Raw genomic sequence first — 17,607 nt, 5'->3', positions numbered from 1 at the left:
GCATTTCGATAGCGTGCTAATATATTCGCTTGCCTTGGCGAACGGGAGAGGGAATGGGTCTCAAGGAAATCGCTGTAGGGGGTATTTATCTCAGTCCGCTGCTCATCTATGCCTTGTTAGGCTTCATCGGCGCACTCATCGTGCGTACCGTGTTGCACCGACTCGTCGGGCAACATATCCCGTGGTTCGAAGCGTGGTTCGATGCCGCCTTGTTCGTCATCATTACCGCCGCCGTCGCCTTTGCCTTCTCGTCCACAGCTGGAATCGTTTAAATGCGCACACCGCTACGCATGCTGATCACTCTCGTTGTCGTGGCACTGGCCGTCGCTGCCGGCGTCTGGCTTTGGCATTATTACCTTTATACGCCGTGGACCCGCGATGGTCGCGTTCGCGCCGACGTCGTCACGATCGCCCCGGATGTTTCCGGCTGGGTGCGCCAATTGCCAGTAAGTGATACACAACAAGTCGAGCAAGGCGACACTCTGTTCCAGATCGACCAGGCGCGTTATCAAGCGGCGGTCGACAAAGCCCAGGCCGTGGTCGCGTTGAACCAGGCGCAGTTGGAGCTCAAGCGACACGAGGAGAACCGGCGCAACAACCTGAGCAATCAGGCCATCAGCAGCGAGGATCGCGAAGTCGCGCGCATCGATACCCGCGTGGCAAAAGCCAATCTCGACGAGGCCCAGGCCGATCTGGAAAGCGCCCAGCTCGACCTGAAGCGGACCGTGGTCGAGGCACCCGCCGACGGGCATATCCTCAATCTGCGTCTTACCGAGGGCAACTACGTCTCGGCCGGCAATGCGGTGATGGCGCTGGTCAAATCGGATTCCTACTATGTGACCGGGTATTTCGAAGAGACCAAGATGTCGCGTATCGATGAAGGCGACACCGCCAGGATCACGCTGATGAACGGCGATACCGAGTTGCGTGGCCATGTCACGGGAATCGGTCGTGGGATCGCCGATAGCAATACCTCGCCCAACGATCAGCTCTTGCCCCAGGTCGAGCCGACCTTCAATTGGGTCAGGCTAGCGCAGCGGATTCCAGTGCGCATCGCCCTCGATGAGGTCCCCGACGAGACGCTGCTCAGTGCCGGCATGACCGCCACCATCCATATCGTCGACGACACGGACGCAGACTGAGCCGCCCATGTCGCCCTGGATCGAAACCTACCTCACTCCCTCGAAGGCGTCGCTGCAGTTCGCCACCAAGACCACCCTGGCGATGCTGCTGGCGCTTTACATCGCACTATGGTGCGATCTCGACCGTCCCTATTGGGCGTTGATCTCGGCAGCCTTTCTGCAGATTCGCCCAATGAGCGGCATGGTCGTCGAAAAGGGCATCTGCCAGATCGGTGGCACGCTCATCGGTGCGCTGGTCGGTATCGTCATCATGGCCTTCTTCGCCCAGGCACGCGTGCCCGCGCTGATTACGCTGACCCTGTGGATCATGCTCTGTACCTACGGCAGCTCGCTGTTGCGCAACAACTTTTCCTATGGCTGCATCATGGGCGCCGTGACCGCGATGCTGATCGTGGTGATTTCCGCCAACCAGCCTCCGAGTGGCATCTTCGACATCGCCGTGGCGCGGCTATCCGAACTCGGCCTCGGTGCGCTGTGTGCCACCCTGGTCAGTGCCTTGCTGTGGCCCACGCGCGTCAAGGATCATCTCGCTGGGCAGGCCGACGAAGTCATCAACCAGTCCTTCACACATGCCGGACAGCGGCTCGATGCCAGCGATGACCCCGAGGCCATGCAGCAGTCGCTGACCGCCAGCCTCGAGCCATTGACCATGCTCGAGACCGATAGCCAAGCAGCGCGCTACGAGGGGCCCGATGGCAACGGGCGTATGCGTGCCACCCACGTTCTCACCCGGCGCACGTTGCGTTTCTTCGCCACACTGGGCGCGCTTTATCAGTTGCTGCACGATCATCGCGAGCGTATCAGCACGCCCCTGCACCAGTTGGCCAGCGAGATCGCCGATGGCTTTCGCAACGCCGAGCACGTGCAAGGCGTCCCGGCGGCACGCCAACAGTTGCAGGAGCTTCGCAAGCGGGCGCACGCCTACGCCGATACTCAGCTCGATCCCTTGCAGCGCCGTGTCATTCTGGCGCTGCGTGAAGTACTCGGTCATGCCATGATCATGCTCGACGCGCGCGAGGCCATCGCCCACCCGGGGCGTAAACAACTACGCGGCGGCTCGCTTTCCTGGCACCGTGATCATCTGGTGGCGCTGCTCAACGCCGGCCGCGCAGGGCTGGTCTTCTCATGCCTGGCGGTGTTCTGGCTGCAGACCCACTGGAACAACGGCCAGGTGGCCATGCTGCTCGGCACCCTGTTCTCGGCCTTCTTCGCCACGCGCGACAACCCCGTGACGATCTGCATGATGTTCTTCAAGGGCATGCTGGCAGCGTTGCCCAGTGCCTTCCTGTTCGGGCATGTCCTGCTGTCGCAGGCCAACGGCTTTCCCATGCTCGCCATGCTGTTCGTCACGCCCCTGTTCCTGGGGCTGCTCGGCGCCTCCAACCCTCGGTTGATGGGTTACTGCCTGGCCTTCACCATCTTCAATATCCTACTGACCATGCCCGGCAACGGGATGGACTTCTCTTTTGACAGCTTCGCCAATCGCGCCATCGCCGTCATTGTCGGACTCAGCGCCGTGGTAATGGGCTTCCGCCTGTTCCCCGGTCTGGGGACACCGATCAGGCGTCGGCGGTTGATCGGCGCCATCAGTCACGACCTGCGATATATCGATCAGCAGCCTTTACATGAAGCCGAAAGCCGCTTCAGCGGTCGCATGGCCGACCGCCTACTGCAACTCGCACGGCACGACGATATGCTGCCCGAGGATCATCGCCATCTATTCATGATCGGCCTCAACGGCCTCGACCTGGGGCGCTCGTGTTTGCGCCTGCGCCATCGCCTGGACGATGCCGCACCGCCCGTGCGCGACGCCATGCGACATCTCCTGGACACGCTGGCCAACGGCTTCGAGGACAGTGCCCATGGCCGCTCGCCCCAGGGAATAAGCGAGGCCGGCCAAGCCCTGGACGACGCCATCGCACGCCATGGCGGCATCGAGGAAGACGCGCGCAAGCTCCTCGAAGGTTTGATCGAGCGACTAGTCTTGGTGCTGGAACGACAGGCCGAGGTCATGGCCGAACGTCAGACACCGGCCACTGCCACGGCCAAGACCGCCTGATGGCCGGCACCCTGCGAGAGGAACATATGCAGATTCGACCTTTTCAGCCTGTCGATGAAGAGAGCGTCATTGTGCTCTGGGAACGCTGCGAGCTAACGCGTCCATGGAACGACCCACGCCGCGACATCGCGCGCAAGCTGGCGGAAGACCCCAGTCTGTTTCTGGTTGGAGTAGAGGCGGGCACGGTGATCGCCAGTGCCATGGCGGGCTACGACGGGCATCGCGGCTGGGTGCATTACCTCGCGATCCACCCCGACCATCAGGGGCAAGGGCTCGGCACGTCTCTGCTCGCCGCCGTGGAACGCGCCTTGCAAGCCCGGGGCTGCCCAAAGCTGATGCTGATGGTCCGCAACGAACACCCCGAGCTCGTCGAGTATTACCGCCGCCAAGGGTACGACGATGGTGACTTCGTGACCCTTGGCAAGCGCTTGATCGCAGACGACTGACTCAGTCGCGGTCGACGGCGAAGGCCGACCATGCCTGGCGCGTCGGCATGACTTCGAGGCGGTTGATGTTGACGTGCGCCGGCAACGATACCGTATAGCAGATCAGCTCGGCGATATCCTCGGCCTCGAGTGGCGTGGTGTCACCGTAAAGCTTGTCGGAGGCCGCCTGATCGCCGCCAGTGCGCACCAGCGTGAACTCGGTTTCGGCCATGCCCGGCGCGATATCGGTGACCCGCACGCCGGTGCCTTGCAGATCGCAACGCAGGTTATAGGTGAACTGCTGCACGAAGGCCTTGCTCGCGCCGTAAACGTGACTCCCCGGATACGGCCACTGCCCCGCGACCGAGCCCAGGTTGACGATACTTGCGCCGGCTCCGGTCTCGATCAGCGTAGGCAGCAGCGCATGCGTCACGTTGACCAACCCGGTGATGTTGGTATCGATCATCGTATGCCAGTCGTCCAGATCCGCCTTCTGCGCCGGCTCCGGTGCCAGGGCCAAGCCGGCATTGTTGATCAGCGCCTTGACCGCGCGGAAACCCTCCGGCAACGCCGCAACGACGCCCTTGATCGCCTCGGCATCGCGCACGTCGAGCACCGCGGTATGCACGGGCACCTTGTCGCTTAGCTCCTTCTCGAGATCCTCGAGACGCTCCGCGCGCCGACCGGTGAGAATCAACGACCAGCCAGCCTCGGCGAAACGCCGTGCCGCGGCACGCCCGAAGCCCGAGGTCGCGCCAGTAATCAATACGATATCGCTCATGCTTTGCTCCTTATCCACGCACGCCCTGCCACTCATGGTACGTTCACAGCGCCATCAACCAGGATAGCCGCCCTCGATATCGACGATGCGCGTGGCATTGCGACCTACGCCACCATGCTGATCCAGCATGCGCTCGATCCAGGCATAGACCGGATCGGCATTGGAGACAAGATCCGCCGCCGAGACACACCGTGCCCACATGAAATGACCGAAGACCATGTAGTCGGCACCGCCGGGCGCTTCGCCGTCGAGGAAATCGGCCTCTTCGAGACGCCCACGCAGCGGCTCAAGGGCCGCATCGAGTGCCGATAGCCCCTTGCTGGGTGCATGCATTTCCTCGAGGCTGCGTCCCAGCGCCTTCTCACGCGTTTCTCGAAAATAGGCCTGATCGTCGGGATGCACGACATTGAACAAGTCCATGACGATGGTGCGCAGGATGCCCGGCGCCAGGGCCCGCTCGCTGTAGAACTTGAAGAAGCGCGCCCGTGACTCCGCCGTGTCGTCGCCCAACAGCGGCTTTTGGGGATATACGCGATCCAGATAGCGGAAGATCTCGTAGCTATCGGTGACCGAGGTCTCACCGTCGACGAGTACCGGCACCTTGCCTTGTCCTGAAAACGCGATCGCTTCCTTCTGCGTAAAACGCCATGGAATGAAATCGCATTCCAGGCCCTTGTGTGCCAGCGCATAACGCACGCGCCAGCAATAGGGAGAAAACCGCAGCCGCTCGTCGCGACCGCTCAACTCGTACATCTGCAACGCCATATCATCGCTCCTTCTCGAGATGCATCGCGTGGGAAGCGCCCACGCCCAGGAAGTCGACGCTACCACACGCCATGCAATCGCGCCTATGCGCTACGCACCCTGGCCACGATGTCCTTGAAAAGACTCGTCTATTAGTCGAACTCACACCGCGCAAAACGACTCGCCACTGCTCTGAATGCCTCCAACGAAGGTCACAAGAGAACACATAGATATTTGATTTTGAAATATATTTTAAGCCTCTCAGCTTACCGTCATTATTGGTAATACCAATTATCCACTAATTGGCTCCGTCGCGTTTCACGTTTATCTTTTGCTCGATGACGGGCGACATCCGTCTGCCTCCGTCTTGCGCTGTACAACAACACAATCAGGGGCATTTTCATGAATCAAACGCTGCTCTCGCTACTCGCCTTCCTGCCATTGGTGCTGGCCGGCGTATTGCTGATTGGCTTTCGGGTTCAGGCCAAGATCGCCATGCCTGTGGTGTTTCTGGTCACAGCCTTGATCGCCTTACTGGCCTGGGACATGACCTTCACACGCGTGCTGGCCTCCACGTTCCAAGGGTTGATCCTCACCGTGGCCCTTTTGTGGATCATCTTCGGCGCCATCATGCTGCTCAATACCTTGAAGCATTCCGGCGGGATCACCGCCATCCGCAACGGCTTCTCCAGCATTAGCCCCGACCGTCGCGTCCAGGCGCTGATCGTGGCGTGGCTATTCGGCTGCTTCATCGAAGGGGCATCCGGCTTCGGCACGCCCGCCGCCGTCGCCGCGCCGTTGATGGTCGCGCTGGGCTTCCCTGCATTGGGGGCTGTCACCGTGGGCATGATGATCCAATCCACGCCAGTCTCCTTCGGTGCCGTCGGCACGCCCATCGTGGTCGGTGTCACCGGCGGCCTCAATCGCAACGTGATTACCGAGCAACTGACCGCCAACGGCTCGAGCTGGGAAAGCTTCTTTCGACTGATCGCATCGGAAGTCGCCATCACCCACGCCATCGTGGGGGTCCTGATGCCGTTGATCATGGTCATCGTGATGGTGCGCTTCTTCGGTGCTAACCGCTCCTGGAAAGAGGGCCTGTCGATCACGCCGTTCGCGCTATTCACTGGTGTCGCCTTCGTGGTCCCGTACGCGCTGGTGGGCGTCGTTCTGGGCCCCGAGTTCCCGTCAATGATCGGCGCCCTGGTCGGGCTGGCCATCGTCGTGCCGGCCGCCAAGAAAGGCTTCCTGCTGCCCAAGGACACCTGGGATTTCCCCGACAGCACGACCTGGCCGGACGAATGGCTGGGAAACCTGGAGATCAAGATGGACCAAGTCGCCGGCAAGGCACCGATGTCGATCTTCATGGGCTGGGTGCCCTACGTGCTGCTGGCCGTCCTGCTGGTCATCTCGCGCACCGTGCCGTCGGTCACTTCGGCACTGCAATCGATCAGCGTGAGCTGGAACAACATCCTCGGCGAGAGCGGTGTGTCGGGCAGCCTTCAACCGCTGTACCTTCCCGGCGGCATCATTCTCATCGTCGTGCTGCTCACCGTACTGCTGCACCGCATGCGCGCCAGCGAACTGGGGGCGGCCTTCAGCGAGTCGACCAAGACACTGCTGGGCGCCGGGTTCGTGTTGATCTTCACCGTGCCCATGGTGCGCATCCTGATCAACTCCGGCGTCAACCAGGCGGACCTGGTCTCGATGCCGGTGGCCATGGCGCAACTGGTGGCCGATGGCGTGGGACACGTCTATCCGTTCTTCTCCCCCGCCGTCGGGGCGCTGGGTGCCTTCATCGCCGGCTCCAACGCGGTGTCCAACCTGATGCTCTCGGACTTCCAGTTCAACGTCGCCGAGGCGCTGGGCGTGTCCACCGCGATGATGGTGGCCCTACAGGCCGTGGGCGCCGCCGCCGGCAACATGATCGCCATCCACAACGTGGTCGCCGCCTCCGCCACCGTGGGGCTGCTGGGCCGCGAGGGCACCACGCTGCGCAAGACGATCCTCCCCACCCTGTACTACCTGATCTTCACGGGACTCATCGGGTTGATCGCCTTCTACGTGATCGGCGTGAGCGACCCGCTCATGGGCTAGCGCCCGACCACCACGCGCTTTCACATCATCGCCCACACTATCGCCCCGCCCCGGCCATGCCGGGCGGGGTTTTTCTTCGGGGGTATTATTGGTAAGACCAATTCTCCAATCATTAGGCTTTCGGCTAATAGGCACGGCCGCATGCCATAAGAGAATATGGAAACACTTTCCATAAGCGGCGGGGTCCGGCGCCATGCGCCTGACGTCCTCGCCCACGCGTGGCGGCATCGCCCAAGGAGACCGCATGAACATCCTCTTTGACGAACGCCTGGACGGCACGCTGCCGGCGGTCGACAAGGATGCCCTTGTCACGCATCTGACCGCGCACCTCCCCGACATGACGCTACTGCATCGCGAGGAGGACCTGCGTCCCTTCGAATGCGACGGCCTCTCGGCATACCGCGTGCTGCCCATGCTCGTGGCACTGCCCGATACCCTGGAACAGGTGGAAGCCCTGCTCGGCATCTGCCACGCCCAGGGCGTTCCGGTGGTCACGCGCGGCGCGGGCACCGGCCTCTCCGGTGGCGCCCTGCCCCTCGAAAAGGGAGTGCTGCTGGTGATGTCCCGCTTCAGCCGCATTCTCGACATCGACCCCGAGGCCCGCACCGCACGCGTGCAACCCGGTGTGCGCAACCTGGCGATTTCCGAGGCGGCTGCGCCCCATGGGCTGTATTACGCACCCGACCCTTCTTCGCAGATCGCCTGCTCGATCGGCGGCAACGTTGCCGAGAACGCCGGGGGCGTGCACTGCCTCAAGTACGGGCTGACCGTGCACAACGTGCTCGCGGTGAACATCCTGACCATCGAAGGGGAGCACATCACGCTCGGCAGCGAAGCCCTGGATACGCCGGGCTTCGACCTGCTGGCGCTGTTCACCGGCTCTGAAGGCATGCTCGGCGTGATCACCGAAATCACCGTCAAACTGCTGCCCAAGCCGGAAAGCGCCAAGGTACTGATGGCCAGCTTCGACGACGTCGAGAAGGCCGGCAAGGCGGTGGGCGACATCATCGCCGCCGGCATCATTCCCGGCGGCCTGGAAATGATGGACCGACTGGCCATTCAAGCCGCCGAGAACTTCGTCAAGGCCGGCTACCCGGTGAAGGCCGAGGCCATCCTGCTGTGCGAGCTGGATGGCGTGGAAGCCGACGTTCATGATGACTGCGAAACGGTTCGCCGAGTGCTCGAGGCCGCCGGCGCGACCGACATTCGGCTCGCCCGCGACGACGCCGAGCGCGCCACCTTCTGGGCCGGGCGCAAGAACGCCTTCCCCGCGGTGGGACGCATGTCGCCCGACTATTATTGCATGGACGGCACCATTCCCCGGCGCGAGCTACCGCGTGTGCTCAAGGGCATCGCCGACCTCTCGGCAACCCACGGCCTGCGCGTGGCCAATGTCTTCCATGCCGGCGACGGCAACATGCACCCGCTGATCCTGTTCGATGCCAATGCGCCGGGAGAACTGGCACTGGCCGAGGAAGTGGGCGGTAAGATCCTCGAACTCTGCGTCGAGGTCGGCGGCAGCATTACCGGCGAGCATGGCGTGGGGCGCGAAAAGATCAACCAGATGTGCGCCCAGTTCTCCCCCGACGAGATCACGGTCTTTCATGCCGTCAAAGCCGCCTTCGACCCACTCGGGCTGCTCAATCCCGGCAAGAACATTCCGACGCTGGCGCGCTGCGCCGAATTCGGTGCCATGCACGTGCATCACGGCAACCTGCCGCACCCCGAGTTGCCGCGTTTCTAAGGAAGCGCTTAATAAATCGGCGAGCGGTGTAAAGCACGAGGCGTACGGAGCACAGGAACCGGAGCCTATGGGGTATAGGTGAGGATGCCGCGCACCGCACAACGAAGTGATTTGCCCGCGCAGACATTTATGCAGTGTTTCCCCAACGGCATGCGTGCGAAGGAGACAACATGACGCATCCACAGGATCAACATCCGCCACAGGACGCACGCACCTTGCCGGCGCGCGATCACGATGCCAGCGAGACCCTGCTCGAACGCGTGCGCCAAGCCGCGGCGACCGGCACGGCGCTGCGCCTCGTCGGGGGTGGCAGCAAGGGGTTCTATGGTCGACCGGTCGCCGGCGAAACGCTCTCGCTGGCCGAGCACACCGGCATCGTCAACTACGACCCCGTCGAACTGGTGGTCACGGTACGCGCCGGCACCCGCCTGGCCGATCTGCAAGCCGTGCTGGCCCAAGAGGGACAGCAACTGGCCTTCGAACCACCTCATTTCGGCGAGAACGCGACCGTGGGCGGCACGGTGGCCTGCGGGCTTTCCGGCCCACGCCGTCCGTGGGCCGGCAGCGTGCGCGATTTCGTGCTCGGCACACGCATGATCACCCATGACGGCAAGCGGCTGCATTTCGGTGGCGAGGTCATGAAAAACGTCGCTGGTTACGACCTCTCGCGGCTCATGGTCGGCGCCCAGGGCACGCTCGGCATCATCGACGAGGTCTCGTTCAAGGTGTTGCCGCGCCCCGCCGCCAGCGCCACGTTGCGCCTCGAGATGGGGCTGGGCGACGCCATGGCACGCCTCGCCGAATGGGGACGCAAGCCGATGCCCATCACCGGCGCCGCCCACGACGGCGAGACCTTGCATGTGCGGCTCGAGGGAGGTGCCAGTTCGGTGGCCAATACCCAGGCGCAACTGGGTGGCGAGCCGGACGATACGGCGTTCTGGACGCAACTGCGCGAACTCGAACTAGCGTTCTTCTCGCGCCGACACGACGACCGCCCGCTCTGGCGGCTGTCGCTACCGCATCGCGCACCGCCCCTGGCACTCGACGGCGACACGCTCGTCGACTGGGCCGGCGCCCAACGCTGGCTGCGCAGCGAGCTTCCCGCCGCGACGATTCGCCAGCACGCCGCTCAGGCCGGCGGCCATGCCACCCTTGTCGACCGTGACCGAGCGCACGGCGTCGACGCGCCGTTCACACCGCTTTCCGTGGTGATGGACAAATATCATCGCCAGCTCAAGGCCAAGCTCGACCCCAAGGGGATCTTCAATCCCGGGCGACTCTACGAGGGGCTATAGCCATGCAGACGAATTTTTCCGACGAGGCGCTGCGCCAACCGCACATCCGTGAGGCCGACCGCGTCCTGCGATCGTGCGTGCACTGCGGCTTCTGCAACGCCACCTGCCCGACCTATCAACTGCTGGGCGACGAGCGCGACGGCCCGCGCGGGCGCATCTACCTGATGAAGGAGCTGCTCGAAAGCCGCGACGATGACGACCAGGTCACCCACGAAACGCAAACCCACCTTGACCGCTGCCTGAGCTGTCGCAACTGCGAGACCACCTGCCCCTCGGGGGTCGAGTACCACAAGCTGCTCGACATCGGGCGCGCCGAGGTCGAGCGTCGCGTCGGGCGTTCCTACAAGGAGCGTGCCTTGCGTTACGGCCTACGCAAGGCACTGGTCGAGCCGCGTCGCTTCCAGGCATTGCTAGCTTTGGGACAAACCTTTCGCCCTCTAGCGCCGGGGCCTCTCAAGGACAAGATTCCTCCCCGTGCAGTCAACGTGGGGCGCGCCGCGCCCGCGACTCACGCCCGCCATATGCTGGTGCTCGAGGGCTGCGTACAGCCTGGGCTGTCGCCGAACACCAATGACGCCGCGACCCGCGTTCTCGACCGGCTGGGCATTGCCCTGAACTCAGCCCCCGCGGCAGGCTGCTGCGGCGCCATCGACTATCATCTCAATGCCCAGGAGGCTGGCCGCGAGCGCATGCGGGCCAACATCGACGCCTGGTGGCCATACATCGACCAAGGCGTCGAAGCCATCGTGCAGACCGCCAGCGGCTGCGGGGCGTTCGTCAAGGAATACGGTGATATGCTCGCCGACGACCCGCGCTACGCCGACAAGGCCAAACGCATCAGCGCCCTGGCCAAGGACCTGGTGGAAATCCTGCGGGAAGAAGACCTGGACGCATTGGCGATTCACGGCGACGCACGACTCGCCTTCCATTGCCCTTGCACGCTGCAGCACGCCCAGAAACTGGGCGGCGCGGTGGAAAGCGTGCTCGGCCGCCTGGGATTCACACTGTCCCCGGTGCGCGATCCCCATCTATGCTGTGGATCGGCCGGTACCTACTCGATCACCCAGCCCGCCTTGGCAACACAGTTACGTGACGACAAGCTCGACGCGCTCGAGGCCGGTCAGCCCGACGAAATCGTCACCGCCAACATCGGATGCCAGACTCACCTGAGCGGCGCAGGGCGCACCACCGTCCGGCACTGGATCGAAGTCGTCGATGAGGCGCTGACATCGGCACCGAATGACGAGGCGCGGACAGCATAGCTCGTAGCTCACATTTCCCACAGGAGACCTGCATGAAAACTCAAGCCGTACTCGAACTCAGTGACGTCAACCGGCTGCTCGACGCCGGGCAACAGGAAGCCGAGGCCAATGGCTGGGCGGTGACCATCGCCGTGGCCGATGCCGGCGGCCATCTGCTCGGCTTGCGCCGCCTGGACGGCGCAGCCCCGTTCAGCGCCGGGATTGCCACCGAAAAGGCCCGCAACGCCGCCATCGGCCGCAAGGAAACCCAGGCCTTCGAGGACATGATCAACAATGGCCGCACCGCCTTCATCAGCGCGCCGATGCAGGCGTTGCTCGCCGGTGGCGTGCCGGTGATCGTCGAGGGCGAGGTCGTCGCCAGCGTGGGGATCTCGGGCGTCAAGCCCGACCAGGACGTGCAGGTCGCCAAGGCCGCCGTCACCGCCTTGGCGTGACCCTTCGCGCGACGTGAGACACGCCGCAGGCGTGTCTCCGCTTCCCCACCCTTTCCTCCACTTCTCCCTTATCGACCCTGCAAGATCGTTTTTTCGTTGCCATACTCGCTAGTCACATACTTACTAGCCACCATACGATGAGTTCGCGACGTATCGTATTCATCGTAGGTGGGTGACCGCAGGAGGAGTCAGCATGGCACGTTCGCTCACGGATGATGCAGTACACGGCCAGCAAAGCGCGCACGATGCGCCGGGTGGCGGCTGGCAGTCGATCCGGGCCACCGAGACGCATTTCCTGCGCGAGAAAGTGCCCTTCCAGGGCAACGCCTTGATGCTCAAGATCAATCAACCCAAGGGCGGATTCGAATGCCCTAGCTGTGCCTGGCCCAATCCGGCAAAGCCCGGCCCGGCGGAGTTCTGCGAGAACGGCGCCAAGGCCGTCGCCTGGGAAGCCACGGCGGCCCGTACCACACCGGAGTTCTTCGCCCAGCATACGCTGACCGAACTTCTCGACTGGTCGGATCACGCGCTCGAGAAGCAAGGCCGGTTGACGCATCCCATGCGCTACAACGCCACCACCGACAAATACGATCCCATCGACTGGGACACTGCCTTTCGCGAAATCGGCGAGCGCCTCAAAACCTACGATCCTCAGAAAGTCGAGCTTTATACGTCGGGGCGCACCTCCAACGAAGCGGCGTTTCTGTGGCAGCTATTCGGTCGCATGCTCGGCACGCACAATTTCCCGGATTGCTCCAACATGTGTCACGAGACGACCACCGTGGCGCTCCCCCAAAGCATCGGTGTGGGCAAGGCCACCACCACGCTGGAAGACTTCGAGCATGCCGATGTGATCTTCCTCTTCGGTCAGAATGCCGGCACCAACAGCCCGCGCATGATGGGTCTGCTCCATGAGGCTCGCCAGCGAGGGGCGGAAGTCATCACCTTCAACCCATTGCGCGAGCGGGCGCTGGTCAAGTTCGCCAACCCGCAGACGCCACGCGACATGCTGACCAACCGCGGCGTACCGATCAGCAGCCAATATCATCAACTGCGTATCGGTGGGGATATCGCTGCGATTCAGGGCATGTGCAAGCGTATTCTGGAGGTCGACGATCAAGCACGCCAAGACGGGCGTCGGGGCGTGATCGATCACGACTTCATCAGTATGCATACCGCCGGTTTCGAGGACTTCGCTGCGCATTGCCGAGCGCTGTCCTGGGAACGTCTCGAACGTCATAGTGGCCTCGAGCGTAAGGCCATGGAGGAAGCCGCCGAGGCATGGATGCGTGCCGAGCGCGTTATCTGCTGCTGGGGCATGGGCATTACCCAGCACATACGCGGTGGCGACAACGTCCACCAGATTCTCAATCTGCTGTTGATGGGCGGACATATCGGTCGCCGGGGGGCCGGCGCCTGCCCGGTACGCGGCCATTCCAACGTCCAGGGCGACCGCACGGTGGGCATTTTTCACAAGTCGGGCGAGGCCTTCCTGTCGAAGCTGGATGAGGTCTTCGGCATCGACTGCCGTCGCGAACACGGTCACGACGTGGCGCTTTGTTGCGAAGCCATTCTGCGCGACGAGGTCGACGCCTTCCTCGGCATGGGTGGCAACTTCTTCCGCGCGATTTCGGATCAGGCGCGCGTCGCCGCACGCGTCAAACATATTCCGTTGACCGTGCAGATCGCCACCAAGCTCAACCGTAGCCATCTGCTCCACGGCAAGGCCGCTTACTTGCTGCCGCCCTTGGCGCGTACCGAGAAAGATGTCCAGGCCGGGGTCGAACAGACCATCACCATCGAGGACGGCATGTGCAACGTGCAAGGCTCGACCGGCGCACTGGAGCCAGCCTCACCGCATTTACGTTCGGAGATCGCCATCGTCGCCGGGCTAGCGCGGGCCACGCTCACCCCCAATCCCAAGGTCGATTGGGAGTGGTTATGCGAGGATTACGCACGCATTCGCGACAAGATCGAAGCCACGCAGCCCGAGACGTTTCGCGACTACAACCGCCGGCTCGACGCAGAAGGCGTGTTTCATCTCGATATCGCCGCGCGTGACCGTCTCTGGCACACCGACTCGGGTAAGGCTAATTTCCTGTTTCCCGGCGACATGCTCACCGAGGACGACTCTGCCCCCGACGACACGCACTTCCAACTGCTCTCGATCCGCGGCCACGACCAATACAACACCACCGTATATTCATACGACGACCGTTATCGTGACATTTATGGCACCCGCAGCGTGGTGATGATGAACCCCGCGGACATGGAGAAACACGGCTTCGAAGCGGGACATCGCGTTACGTTGACCGCCGTCAGCGACGATGGCATCGAACGCCAGGTAGCCGGTTTCAAGCTCATCGCCTATGATTTACCAGAGAACTGCCTGGGCGCGTACTACCCGGAAGTGAACGACCTGATTCCTGTCACCAACCGGGACCGCCAAAGCAATACCATCGCCGGCAAGTCGATACCGGTCACCTTATCGCTGATGTCGAGCGAAGAAGTCGAGAACGCCACGGGAATGCTCGCCACGAGTTGAGCGCCCATGAGTCCCACCGCAGGCACGGCATGCCACATGCCGAGGAGACGACATGGCAGGAGGATGGTCGAAGGACGGTGCCGTACAGGAGCAGATCGATAGCACCGTCGAAGACGCTATACAACGCTCGCGCCAACGGCTACCCAGCGGCGAGAGCCTGCGTCATTGCGAGGAATGTGGCGCCCCCATTCCCGAGGCACGACGCGACGCCGTGCCCGGGGTGCGCTTGTGCGTTGACTGCCAAAGCGAGCGTGACCGTCATGAGCGTCGTGATGACAGCGGTTATAATCGCCGGGGCAGCAAGGATAGCCAATTGCGTTGAACCAATCGTTCCGCCGTCGGTGAATCGCATTGCAGCCGACGGCGGGATGATCGTTTTCATCATCACGCGGTAATTTCCTGCCACGCATTGTGTAGATTTATCATCCCCCTATTAAGGCAACTTTTAAACACACAATAATAGTTTTTCATTAAATATATGACATAATAATGCCAATATAATCATCATTGACACAAACACCTGCGCACTCTTAAATAAACACATAAACAATATTAGGGAGCCAGGGTGATGCGCAGCCTAAACAAACAACAAAAAGACAATGTCTTCATATTGCTCGAGAACACCCGTTGCTCGAGCGATCACCGTGCTTCATTGCTGTTCGAAAACCCTGAATACGAAGTGATCTGTTACCGCAACGATGCACTTCAAGGAGCCTTGCGCGAGCTCGATGAGTTGCGTGAGCAAGGCTATTACGTATCCGGCTACCTCGCCTACGAAGCGGGCTACGCGCTTGCCGACAAGCCGGATTTCAAGTTTTGCAAGCGCGCCAAGAGCGATTCCCCACTCGTGCATTTTTATGCGTTTCGCGATGTGCGCCGTTTATCACAGCATCAAGCCGGCCGGTTCCTCGAAGCGCGCACGCCCGACACGACACCCGCGGCCATTCGCCACTTGGCGCTCAACGCGCGACGCGAAGAGTATCTCGCCAATATCGACAAGATAAAATCTTATATTCGTGAAGGCGATACTTACCAAGTCAACTACACACTAAAATATCGCTTCGAATATCAAGGCGCACCCGTCGCCTTGTATAGCAAACTCCGAAGTCGCCAGAAAGTCGAGTTCGGGGGATTACTCAACTTTCCGGAGTATGCGGTGCTATCGTTATCGCCGGAACTCTTCCTGCGTAAACAAGGTACGGCGCTAGAATCCAAGCCCATGAAGGGCACCTTTCCACGCGGCACATCGGCCGAAGAGGATGCCCATATTCTCGACACGATGCGCAACGACACGAAGACACGTTCCGAGAACGTGATGATCGTCGATTTGCTGCGCAACGATGTCAGCCGCGTCGCCTCGCCAGGCTCCGTGGCGGTCAAGAATCTGTTCGAGATACAGACCTTCGAGACGCTGCATCAGATGATTTCCACCGTGACCGGCAAGATCGACACCAACGCCAGAATCGAGCAGGTATTCCGCGAGCTGTTCCCCTGTGGCTCGATCACCGGCGCCCCCAAGATACGCACGATGCAGATCATCGAGGAACTGGAGCACGAGCCGCGCGGTGTCTATACCGGCGCGATCGGCTACCTGACGCCGCACAACGATTTCTGCTTCAACGTGCCCATCCGCACCTGCATCGCGCATGCCGATGGCCATGCGGAGATGGGCATTGGCGGCGGCGTGCTTCATGAGTCCGACCCCGAGGCCGAATACGAGGAATGCCTGCTCAAGGCACGTTTCTTGAGCGGGCTCAATCAGGACCTGCAACTCATTGAGACCATGCGTTACCGGGCGGATGGTGCCCATATCGAGCACCTCGAAAAACACCTGCAACGGCTGTCACACGCGGCACGCGATCTACACTTCGTCTATGCAGCCGCCAGCACCCGACTGGCACTCGCCGAAGCCATCGACGGGCTCGAGCAAGATACACGTGTGCGCCTTTCCCTAGCCCATGACGGCCAGTTCGATATTACCACCACGTCGCTTGGACCGGAGGACGAAGCGCCCTCTGCGGTGCGACTGGGCATCAGCACCCACCCCATCGATCAGCACGCCTTCTTGCTGCATTACAAGACCACCGCACGCGATCTCTACGACAGCGAATACCAGCGACATCAGGCTCAGGGCGACTATGACGTCGCCTTCCTCAACCACGAAGGCCGGGTCACCGAGGCCAGTCGTCATAATCTATTCATCGAGAAGGACGGCTTGCTGCTGACACCGCCTCTCGACGAAGGCGTCCTGCCCGGCATCGCCCGCGACACGCTCATCGAAGCGAGTTGCGAACGCTGTTGCGAACGCCCGATCACGCCGCGGGATCTACTCGACGCCGACGCCATATGGCTAACCAACGCCGTACGTGGCGTCATACCGGTCACGCTCAGCGATCAAGCCATACAAACCCTTACCGCCTGGGCAGGCCAGGAGACTACCTATGCTGTGTCTAATTGATAACTACGATTCGTTCACCTACAACATCGTGTCCTACCTCAACCAACTGGGCATCCAGCCCTGGATCGTCAAGAACGACGCGATGACGCTTGACCAACTGGCGAGCCACGACATCGAGGGCATCCTGATCTCACCGGGACCCTGCACGCCATCGCAGTCCGGCATTACGCTCGAGGCCGTCAAGGCCTACGCGGGTAAAGTCCCGATTCTGGGGATCTGCCTGGGTCACGAAGCGATCGCCGAGGCCTTCGGTGGGTATATCGAGCATGCTCGCGAGGTCATGCACGGTAAGGTATCGCACGTACACCACGACGGACGTGGCGTGTTCGCCGGCGTCAGCCAACCGGTGCGCGTGACGCGCTACCATTCACTGATCGTCACCCGCCAGCGCATGCCCGCCGATTTCGAGATCAGTGCCTGGACCTGCGACGCACAGGGCAATATCGAGGACGTCATGGGCATCCGACATCGCGACCTGGACATCGAAGGCGTTCAGTTTCACCCCGAGTCTATCCTCACCGAGCATGGCCATCTCATGCTGGCGAACTTTCTCCGAAAACTCGATCAACATCGCCCATCGCTAGGGAAAGCAGTCGGTTTCTAGGTAGATATTTCAGGGAA

15 protein-coding genes are annotated in these 17,607 nt (G+C 61.9%); 13 read left to right on the top strand and 2 right to left on the bottom strand.

Features of this window, described 5'->3' with window-relative positions; genetic code table 11:
* The first annotated feature begins 53 nt into the window (after window positions 1-53).
* Genes L1075_RS04840 through L1075_RS04825 form a run of 4 tightly spaced genes read left to right on the top strand, consistent with a single transcriptional unit; the run spans window position 54 to window position 3,647 of the window.
* The gene (locus L1075_RS04840; RefSeq protein ID WP_246940452.1) at window positions 54-272 is read left to right on the top strand and encodes a DUF1656 domain-containing protein; all 219 of its coding nucleotides are present in this window, start codon (window positions 54-56) and stop codon (window positions 270-272) included.
* A complete protein-coding gene (locus tag L1075_RS04835; protein WP_246940449.1) occupies window positions 273-1,142 on the top strand; it encodes an efflux RND transporter periplasmic adaptor subunit in 870 nt (289 codons plus the stop codon). It abuts the gene before it with no gap.
* A gap of 7 nt (window positions 1,143-1,149) precedes the next feature.
* A complete protein-coding gene (locus L1075_RS04830; protein ID WP_246940446.1) occupies window positions 1,150-3,201 on the top strand; it encodes an FUSC family protein in 2,052 nt (683 codons plus the stop codon).
* 26 nt (window positions 3,202-3,227) lie between these two features.
* Entirely contained in the window at window positions 3,228-3,647 is a 420-nt protein-coding gene (locus tag L1075_RS04825) for a GNAT family acetyltransferase (protein WP_246940442.1), read from the top strand.
* Between the two features lies 1 nt (window position 3,648).
* On the opposite strand, the gene L1075_RS04820 is transcribed toward L1075_RS04825, so the two are convergent.
* Both L1075_RS04820 and L1075_RS04815 read right to left on the bottom strand, forming a co-directional pair.
* Entirely contained in the window at window positions 3,649-4,407 is a 759-nt protein-coding gene (locus tag L1075_RS04820) for an SDR family NAD(P)-dependent oxidoreductase (RefSeq protein WP_246940439.1), read from the bottom strand.
* Window positions 4,408-4,461: 54 nt separating this feature from the next.
* Complete coding sequence (locus L1075_RS04815) at window positions 4,462-5,172, bottom strand: glutathione S-transferase N-terminal domain-containing protein (RefSeq protein WP_246940437.1); 711 nt, start codon at window positions 5,170-5,172, stop codon at window positions 4,462-4,464.
* A gap of 381 nt (window positions 5,173-5,553) precedes the next feature.
* Between L1075_RS04815 and L1075_RS04810 the strand changes: the two genes are divergently transcribed.
* The 9 genes from L1075_RS04810 to L1075_RS04770 all read left to right on the top strand — a co-directional run bounded on the left by L1075_RS04810 (window position 5,554) and on the right by L1075_RS04770 (window position 17,590).
* Window positions 5,554-7,248, top strand: a complete 1,695-nt coding sequence (locus L1075_RS04810; protein WP_246940434.1) for an L-lactate permease — start codon at window positions 5,554-5,556, stop codon at window positions 7,246-7,248.
* A 244-nt stretch (window positions 7,249-7,492) separates the two neighbouring features.
* The gene (glcD, locus tag L1075_RS04805; protein WP_246940432.1) at window positions 7,493-8,992 is read left to right on the top strand and encodes a glycolate oxidase subunit GlcD; all 1,500 of its coding nucleotides are present in this window, start codon (window positions 7,493-7,495) and stop codon (window positions 8,990-8,992) included.
* Window positions 8,993-9,162: 170 nt separating this feature from the next.
* Window positions 9,163-10,287 (top strand): glycolate oxidase subunit GlcE, encoded by a 1,125-nt coding sequence (glcE, locus tag L1075_RS04800; protein ID WP_246895538.1) that lies wholly within the window; start codon window positions 9,163-9,165, stop codon window positions 10,285-10,287.
* 2 nt (window positions 10,288-10,289) lie between these two features.
* Window positions 10,290-11,549, top strand: coding sequence for a glycolate oxidase subunit GlcF (glcF, locus tag L1075_RS04795; RefSeq protein WP_246940429.1), 1,260 nt, complete (start codon window positions 10,290-10,292; stop codon window positions 11,547-11,549).
* 32 nt (window positions 11,550-11,581) lie between these two features.
* The gene (locus tag L1075_RS04790) at window positions 11,582-11,983 is read left to right on the top strand and encodes a heme-binding protein (RefSeq protein WP_246940426.1); all 402 of its coding nucleotides are present in this window, start codon (window positions 11,582-11,584) and stop codon (window positions 11,981-11,983) included.
* A gap of 193 nt (window positions 11,984-12,176) precedes the next feature.
* Complete coding sequence (locus tag L1075_RS04785) at window positions 12,177-14,528, top strand: FdhF/YdeP family oxidoreductase (RefSeq protein ID WP_246940423.1); 2,352 nt, start codon at window positions 12,177-12,179, stop codon at window positions 14,526-14,528.
* 52 nt (window positions 14,529-14,580) lie between these two features.
* A complete protein-coding gene (locus L1075_RS04780; protein ID WP_246940422.1) occupies window positions 14,581-14,850 on the top strand; it encodes a DksA/TraR family C4-type zinc finger protein in 270 nt (89 codons plus the stop codon).
* A gap of 246 nt (window positions 14,851-15,096) precedes the next feature.
* Window positions 15,097-16,986: an aminodeoxychorismate synthase component I gene (gene pabB, locus L1075_RS04775; protein ID WP_246940419.1), complete on the top strand. Its 1,890-nt coding sequence runs from the start codon at window positions 15,097-15,099 to the stop codon at window positions 16,984-16,986.
* Window positions 16,970-17,590, top strand: coding sequence for an anthranilate synthase component II (locus L1075_RS04770; RefSeq protein ID WP_075368388.1), 621 nt, complete (start codon window positions 16,970-16,972; stop codon window positions 17,588-17,590). The genes pabB and L1075_RS04770 overlap by 17 nt, the downstream gene beginning before the upstream one ends.
* Window positions 17,591-17,607: the final 17 nt, after the last annotated feature.

Origin of the sequence: Chromohalobacter beijerinckii (assembly GCF_023061185.1) — a bacterium.
GTDB classification, from domain to species: Bacteria; Pseudomonadota; Gammaproteobacteria; order Pseudomonadales; family Halomonadaceae; genus Chromohalobacter; species Chromohalobacter beijerinckii.
Note: the sequence above shows the minus strand (reverse complement) of the source record. Positions and strands in the feature narration are given on the sequence as shown.